Genomic DNA, 7,315 nt, shown 5'->3' with positions numbered 1-7,315 from the left:
GTGATCTCGACGGTGTTGACGGTGACGCCGCGCTGCTGGTCGATGCTGATCTTGCGGACCTCGAAGTATCTCACGACCGCCAGGCCGCGTCCAGTGCCGCGAGGCCGTCGTCGATCCGTTCCGCCGGGATCGAGCCGTAACCCAGCACCAGCCCCGGCGACGGCGACCCGCCGCACAGGTCGGCCAGCGTCTGCACCGCCACCCCGGCCGCCGAAGCCCGCGCGGCGACCGGCTCCAGGTCGGTGTCGGCCAGGGCGCACACGTGCAGGCCCGCCGCCGACGGCACCACCCGGAGCCGGCCGGCGAACCTGCGGTCCACAGTGGACAGAAGACGCTCGTGGCGCTCCGCGTACACCTTCGTCGCGCGGCGGATGTGACGGGCGAACAACCCCTCGTCGACGAACCGGGCCAGCGCCGCCTGGGCCGCGACGTCGCCGTGCCAGTCCGACAGCTGGCGCGCGGTCCGGAGGGCGTCGCGCAAGGAAGCGGGAGCCACCAGGAAACCCAGGCGCAGCATGGGAAGCAGCGTCTTCGAGAACGACCCGACGTACGCCACGCGCCCGCCGCGGTCCAGGCTCTGCAACGGCTCCAGGGGCCGGTCGGAGAACCGGAACTCGCTGTCGTAGTCGTCCTCGACGACGACCGCGTCCGCACGCGCGGCCCAAGCCAACAACGCCGTGCGGCGTCCCAGGGACATCGGCGTGCCGAGCGGGAACTGGTGCGACGGCGTCACGTACACCAGCTTCGTCCGCGACGGCAATGCCTCGACGTCGAGGCCTTCGCCGTCCACGGGAACCCCAATGACTTCGGCGCCGTGCGAGGCGAAAAGCAGCTTCGCCTGCCGGTAGCCGGGTTCTTCGACCGCGACGCGGTCGCCCGGCGAAAGCAGCACCCGGCACAGCAGGTCGAGGGCCTGCTGCGCGCCCTGGGTGACGAGCACGTCGTCCGCGTCGGCCCGCACCGACCGGGAAACGCCGACGTGGCGGGCGATTGCCGCGCGCAGGCCCTCGTGGCCGCTGGGGTCGACGTAGTGGGCGAAGCCCGAGCGCAGTTCCCGGCCGAGCAGCCGCCGCCACGTCTCGAGGGGGAACAACTCCGCGTCGGGGACGCCGACGCGGAAGTCGAACTCCGGCGCCTCCGGCACCGTGGCGGCCGGCGTCGGCAGCGAGCGCCAGATCGCCTTGGGCCGCGGCCCCCGCGGCGAAGGAGCTTTGCGCGGCTTCGGCGCGGGCAGCGAACCGGTGACGTACGTCCCGGCGCCGACGCGGCCGGTGAGGAAGCCGTCGGCGGTCAGCCGGTCGTAGGCGACCGCGACGGTGTTGCGCGAGACGGCCAGCCGCCGCGCCAGCTCCCGTGTCGGCGGCAGCCGCTCCCCCGCGCGCAGCCTGCCGTCCAGCACGGCGTCGCGCAGCTGCCGGTAGATCCGGACGGACAGGTCGCCGCGCCCGGCCAGGCTGACGTGGAAGTCCATCCGGCGAGCCTACATTGGCCCAGTACGATTCGAGAGAATTGGATCTGTGATCGGGCCAAGTGTCGCTTTACGGTGAACCCATGACGCTGATCCAGGACCGCCCCGCCCGGCTCCTCGCCGCCGCCCAGCTGGCCGGCTCACTCGGCGACGGCGCCTTCCTGACCTGCTCGGTCCTGTTCTTCACGCGCGTCGCCGGGCTGACCCCCGCGCAGGTCGGGCTGGGCCTGACGCTCGGCTGGGCGGTGGGCTCGGTCGCGGGTGTGCCGCTCGGCCACCTCGCCGACCGCCACGGCGCCCGCGGGTGCGCGATCCTGCTGGCGCTGGCGACGAGCGCGTCGATCCTGGTGTTCCCGTTCGTCCGGACGCCGCTGGTGTTCGTGCTCGCCGCGTGCCTCTACGGCAGCTGCCAGACCGGCCTGGCCGCGGTCCGGCAAGCCCTGCTGGCCGCGCTCGCCGACCCGGAGCGCCGGACGCGCGTCCGGGCGCGGCTCCAGTCGGCGGGCAACGCGGGGCTCGCCGTCGGGGCCGGGCTGGGCGGGCTCGCGCTCTCGGCCGACACGGCTTCGGCGTACGTCACGGTCTTCGCGCTCGACGCCGCGGCGTTCGTCGTGACGGCGGTGCTCATGCTCGCGCTCCCGCCCGTGGCGGCGTCGGCCCCGCGAGCCGGCGAACCGAAGCTGGCCGTGTTGCGGGACCGGCCGTACGCGCTGGTGACGCTGCTGAACGCGGTCCTGCTGCTGCGGATGCCGCTGCTGAGCGTCGCGATCCCGCTGTGGATCGTCGAGCGGACGGCCGCGCCGGGCTGGACGGTGTCCGCGCTGTTCGTGCTCAACACGATCGTGGTGGTGCTGCTGCAGGTCCGCGTGGCGGGCCGGCTGGCGAGCATCGGCGCGGCGGCGCGGATGGTCCGCCGGTCCGGCGTGCTACTGCTGGCGTCCTGCGTGGCGTTCGCGCTGGCGGCGGCCGGGACGTCGCCGTGGACGGCGTTCGCGGTGCTGGTGGTGGGCGCGGTGGTCCAGGTGTTCGGCGAGATGCTGCAGTCGGCGGGCACGTGGGAGATCGGCTTCGCGCTGGCACCGGCGGACCGGCAGGGGCAGTACCAGGGGTTCTTCGGCACGGGCGTGTCGGTCGCGCGCGCGGTCGGCCCGGTGCTGCTGAGCACGGTGGTGGTCGGCTGGGGCCTGCCGGGGTGGCTGCTGCTGGGCGCGGTGTTCCTGGCCGCGGGAGCGGCGATGGGCCCGGCGGTCCGCTGGGCCCAGTCGGCCCGGACGCCGGCCGGCGTGCACTGACCGCGCTGCGGGGCGCCGGCCACAGAGCGACCCGCACCTGCCCGTGTCCGCTTAGGACTTCAGCCGCCGCGCATCAAGCCCGTACTGAGCCATCTTCCGATACAACGTCGCCCGCCCCATGCCGAGCTTTCCCGCCGCCTGGACGACCGTCACCCCCGGCTCGGACAGGCACCGCACGATCTCGTCCCGCTCCAATGCCTGCAGCCGGCTCAGCCGGTGGCCCGCCGCGCTGAACACCTCGGCCGGCAGATGCCCCACATCGACCACGTCGGACCGTGAAGCCGCTTCGCGCACAACCCGCCGTAGCTGCTTCACGTTCTCCGGCCAGTCGTAAGCCGCCAACGCGCGCGAAGCCGCCGAAGTGAACGTGACGTCGCGTCCGCGGTCGCGGCGGGCGAAGTGGTGGGCCAGCGGGAGGACGTCGTCCGGGCGGAACCGCAGCGCCGGGACCTCGACCACCCGGTCGACCAGCGGCCGCAGCGCCGCGGGCAGCGCGCCGGCGTCCTCCGCGGTGAGCACGTACGGCGGCGGACCGTCGCCGCGGGCCTCGGCGAACCGCCGCGCCAGCTCCTCCGCCGCCCACGCCGGCAGCGCCGAAACGCCGGACACGATCACGCACGTGCCCTCCTTGGCCAGCTCCGGCGTCCACAGCGTCAGCCACGTCTCGACGTCGTCCGGAGCGGGCGGCCGCGCGTTCAGGACGCGCTCGCGCGGCCGCAGCTGCCGCCGCGCCAGCGAAGCCAGCGCCGTCTTGCCCGCGCCCGGCTCGCCGACGACCGCCACGACCCGGCCCGCCGCGAAGGCCGACTGCGCCGAACTGACCGCCGTCGTCCACGCCGGCGACAACCGCGGCAGGTCACCGGGGTCGACGCGGTCGGCGTAGACGCGGAAGACCTCGCCGCGCGGGGTCGGCCGGGCGGTGCGCCCGGACGCGCGGGCCAGCATCAGCGCGGCGGTGTTGCCCGCGGCGGCCTGCGCGAGCGCCAGCAGCAGCTCCGACGACTGCTCCGACCAGGTGGTCAGGTTGACGCTCCCGGCCAGCGCCCCGGTGAGCGGGTCGAGCACCGGCACCGCCGCGCAGGTGTAGCCGCGCAGGTCGGTGCAGTAGTGCTCGCTCGCCCGGACCAGCGACGGCGCCCGGTCGGCGAGCGCCAGCCCGAGCCCGTTGGTGCCCGCGTTGCTCTCGGCGAAGTAGAAGCCGGGCGCCAGGTGCACCTTGTCGAGGGAGCGGTTGATGGACGCGTCCGTGCACAGCCGGCTGAGCACCAGACCTTCACTGTCGGTGATCATCAGGCTGATCGGCTCGTTGGCCAGCGTCGCCTGCAGGCCGCGCAGGACCTCGGTGCCGCACTCGTAGAGCAGCGACCCGGTGTCGACCGCGCCGGAGAACACCGGCAGGACCTCGTCCTCGGGGACGCCGTAGCGCTCGCTGCGCTGCCAGGACGCACGCAGCCGGGCCGCGTCGAACGACCGCGTGACGGACACCTGCGGGTTCTCCACTCGACCTCCTCCGGACGCGCCGCTGCGTGGGACTCCGCCCAGCGTACGTCCGCCGCCCGGGTGAGGGCGGCCCGCGCTGTCTCATATCGAGACACCGGACGGGTCCCTGACCGGCCCCGACGTCCTTACCGTCCCAGCAACACACGAAGACGTGGAGGAACCGGATGTACCGCAAGGACGGCGAAACGTACTTCATCGTGGACGCCCACGTGGCGCTCTGGGACGCGCGCCCGGAGAACCAGCGCAACGTCCACGGCAAGCAGTTCATCGACTGCTTCTACGACTACCACCGCAACCTCAGCCCGGAGTCCGAGGTCTGGCCGTACGAGGACTACCTCTACCAGGGCGGCGAGCGGCTGATGCGCGACCTGTTCGAGAACGGCTACGTCGACCACGCGATCTTCCAGCCCGCCTATCTCAGCGCCTTCTACAACAACGGTTTCGGACAGACCGAGGAGGCCTTCGCGCTGACTCGGAAGCACGAAGGCAAGCTGACCTACAACCACTTCTTCGACCCGCGGTTCGAGCAGGCCGGGATCGACCAGCTGAAGCGCGACGCCGAGCGGTTCGACCTCAAGGGCGTCAAGCTCTACACCGCCGAGTGGCAGGGCGACTCGCGCGGCTACAAGCTCGACGACAAGTGGACCTACAAGTACTTCGAAGCCTGCCAGGAACTCGGGATCAGGAACATCCACGTCCACAAGGGACCGACGATCCGGCCGCTGGACCGCGACGCCTTCGACGTCGCCGACGTCGACCACGCCGCGACCGACTTCACCGACCTCAACTTCGTCGTCGAGCACTGCGGCCTGCCGCGGCTGGAGGACTTCTGCTGGATCGCGACGCAGGAGCCGAACGTCCACGCGGGACTCGCGGTGGCGATCCCGTTCATCCACACGCGGCCCCGGTACTTCGCGCAGATCATCGGCGAGCTGCTGTACTGGCTCGACGAGGACCGCATCCAGTTCTCCAGCGACTACGCGCTCTGGACGCCTCGCTGGTTGATCGAGCGGTTCGTCGACTTCCAGATCCCGGAGGACATGCCGGAGTACGCGCCGCTGACCGTCGACCAGAAGAAGAAGATCCTCGGCCTCAACGCCGCGGCGATGTACGACATCCCGGTGCCGGAGGAACTCCGGCTGGCCCCGGTCGAGCCGCAGGCCGTCTCGGTGGCCTGAGGTGGACGCCCACACCGCGCTGGACGCGGTACTCGACCCGGAACTCGACGAGCCCATCACCGACCTCGGGTTCGTCAAGTCCCTCGACGTGGCCGGCGGCCGGGTGACCGTCCACTTGCGACTGCCGACGTCGTTCTGCGCGCCGAACTTCGCCTACCTCATGGCGTCCGACGCCAAGGACGTGCTGACCGCGCTGCCGTGGACCACCGAAGTCGTGGTGGAGCTGGACGACCACCACGACTCGGACCTCATCAATGCCGGTCTCGCCGCCGACGCGGGCTACCGGGGAACGTTCGGCCACGAAGCCGACCAGGACCTGGAAGAACTGCGGGAGACCTTCCGCCGCAAGGCCCACCAGGCGGCGATGGAACGCGCGCTCACGGCGCTGCTGCGCGCCGACGAGGACGTCGACCTGCACGGCGTCACCCTCGCCGACCTGCCGGACATCGCGTCTTCCCAGGCACTGCTCCGGCGTCGCGAGGCGCTCGGGCTGCCGGACGACCCGGCGTCGCCCGTGCTGGTCGACCACGACGGAACCCCGTTCCCCCGCGAGGAAATCCCGCTGCGGCTGCGGTTCGCGAAGTCCGTCCGGATCTCCCTCGAAGGCAACTCGCACTTCTGCCGCGGCCTGCTCCGCACCCGTTACCCCGAATCCACCATGGAGGCAACAGCATGAAGGCGGTCCAGGTCGTCGGTTACGACGAGCCGCTGCGGCTGACCGAGGTCCCGTCGCCGGAGGTGAGCGAGCCGTACGACGTGGTCGTCCGGATCGGCGGCGCCGGCGTCTGCCGCACCGACCTGCACATCCTGGAAGGGCAGTGGAAGGAGAAGTCCGGCGTCACGCTGCCCTACACGATCGGGCACGAGAACGCGGGCTGGGTGCACGCGGTCGGCAGCGCGGTCACCAACGTCGCCGAGGGCGACAAGGTGATCGTGCACCCGCTCGTCACGTGCGGGCTGTGCCGGGCGTGCCGCTTCGGCGACGACGTCCACTGCGAACAGTCGCGGTTCCCCGGCATCGACACGGCGGGCGGGTACGCGGAGTACCTCAAGACGTCGGCCCGCAGCGTCGTCAAGATCGACGACTCCCTGGAGCCGGCGGACGTCGCGGCGCTGGCCGACGCCGGGCTGACGGCGTACCACGCGGCCGCGAAGGCGGCGCGGCGGCTGCGGCCGGGCGACAAGTGCGTCGTGATCGGCGCGGGCGGGCTCGGGCACATCGGGATCCAGGTGCTCAAGGCGATCTCGGCGGCGGAGCTGATCGTCGTCGACCGCAACCCGGACGCGGTGAAGCTGGCGGTGTCGATCGGCGCGGACCACGGCGTCGCCGGCGACGGCTCGCAGGTCTCGCAGGTGCTCGACTTGACGGGTGGCCACGGCGCGGAGGCGGTGATCGACTTCGTCGGCGAGGGCGGGGCGACGCGCGACGGCATCGCGATGCTGCGGCGGGCGGGCGACTACCACGTCGTCGGCTACGGCGAGAACATCGACGTCCCGACGATCGACATCATCTCCACGGAGATCAACCTGATCGGCAACCTGGTGGGGTCGTACAACGACCTGGGCGAGCTGATGGTGCTGGCGGCGCAGGGCCGGGTGAAGCTGCACACGGCCCGGTACCGCCTGGAGGAGTTCCAGACGGCGCTCGACGACCTCGCCGCCGGGCACATCCGCGGCCGCGCGATCCTCGTCCCCTAAGCGCCCCAATGTGGCCTTGGTTGCTCCACCGATGCCCCACCACCACCCTCAACGGAGGCGCTCCGCGCCGCAGTGCTGATTCAACGCACCCAATGTGGCCTTCGGTGCGTCTGACGCACCGAAGGCCACATTGGGGCGCTACTGGCTGGGCTGGGCCGCCGGGGCCTGGTGCAGCGAAA

General features: G+C 72.1%; 6 protein-coding genes. 4 read left to right on the top strand and 2 right to left on the bottom strand.

The window, feature by feature from the left end:
• Positions 1 to 70: 70 nt before the first annotated feature.
• The gene (locus tag AB0J40_RS47440) at positions 71 to 1,471 is read right to left on the bottom strand and encodes a PLP-dependent aminotransferase family protein (protein ID WP_364467266.1); all 1,401 of its coding nucleotides are present in this window, start codon (positions 1,469 to 1,471) and stop codon (positions 71 to 73) included.
• Positions 1,472 to 1,551: 80 nt separating this feature from the next.
• Between AB0J40_RS47440 and AB0J40_RS47435 the strand changes: the two genes are divergently transcribed.
• Entirely contained in the window at positions 1,552 to 2,760 is a 1,209-nt protein-coding gene (locus AB0J40_RS47435; protein WP_364467264.1) for an MFS transporter, read from the top strand.
• Between the two features lie 51 nt (positions 2,761 to 2,811).
• Here the strand turns inward: AB0J40_RS47435 and AB0J40_RS47430 are convergent, their stop codons facing one another.
• Entirely contained in the window at positions 2,812 to 4,260 is a 1,449-nt protein-coding gene (locus AB0J40_RS47430; RefSeq protein WP_364467263.1) for a helix-turn-helix domain-containing protein, read from the bottom strand.
• A 164-nt stretch (positions 4,261 to 4,424) separates the two neighbouring features.
• Between AB0J40_RS47430 and AB0J40_RS47425 the strand changes: the two genes are divergently transcribed.
• Genes AB0J40_RS47425 through AB0J40_RS47415 form a run of 3 tightly spaced genes read left to right on the top strand, consistent with a single transcriptional unit; the run spans position 4,425 to position 7,136 of the window.
• A complete protein-coding gene (locus AB0J40_RS47425) occupies positions 4,425 to 5,438 on the top strand; it encodes an amidohydrolase family protein (RefSeq protein WP_364467261.1) in 1,014 nt (337 codons plus the stop codon).
• A gap of 1 nt (position 5,439) precedes the next feature.
• A complete protein-coding gene (locus tag AB0J40_RS47420) occupies positions 5,440 to 6,114 on the top strand; it encodes an iron-sulfur cluster assembly protein (protein WP_364467259.1) in 675 nt (224 codons plus the stop codon).
• On the top strand, positions 6,111 to 7,136 hold the full coding sequence (locus tag AB0J40_RS47415) for an NAD(P)-dependent alcohol dehydrogenase (RefSeq protein ID WP_364467257.1): 1,026 nt from the start codon (positions 6,111 to 6,113) through the stop codon (positions 7,134 to 7,136). Before AB0J40_RS47420 ends, AB0J40_RS47415 begins: the two co-directional genes overlap by 4 nt.
• Positions 7,137 to 7,315 lie beyond the last annotated feature (179 nt).

It is taken from the genome of Amycolatopsis sp. NPDC049691 (assembly GCF_040675005.1).
In the GTDB taxonomy this organism is placed as follows: domain Bacteria; phylum Actinomycetota; class Actinomycetes; order Mycobacteriales; family Pseudonocardiaceae; genus Amycolatopsis.
The sequence above is the reverse complement of the archived record's forward strand: the minus strand, read 5'-3'. Positions and strand labels throughout refer to the sequence as shown.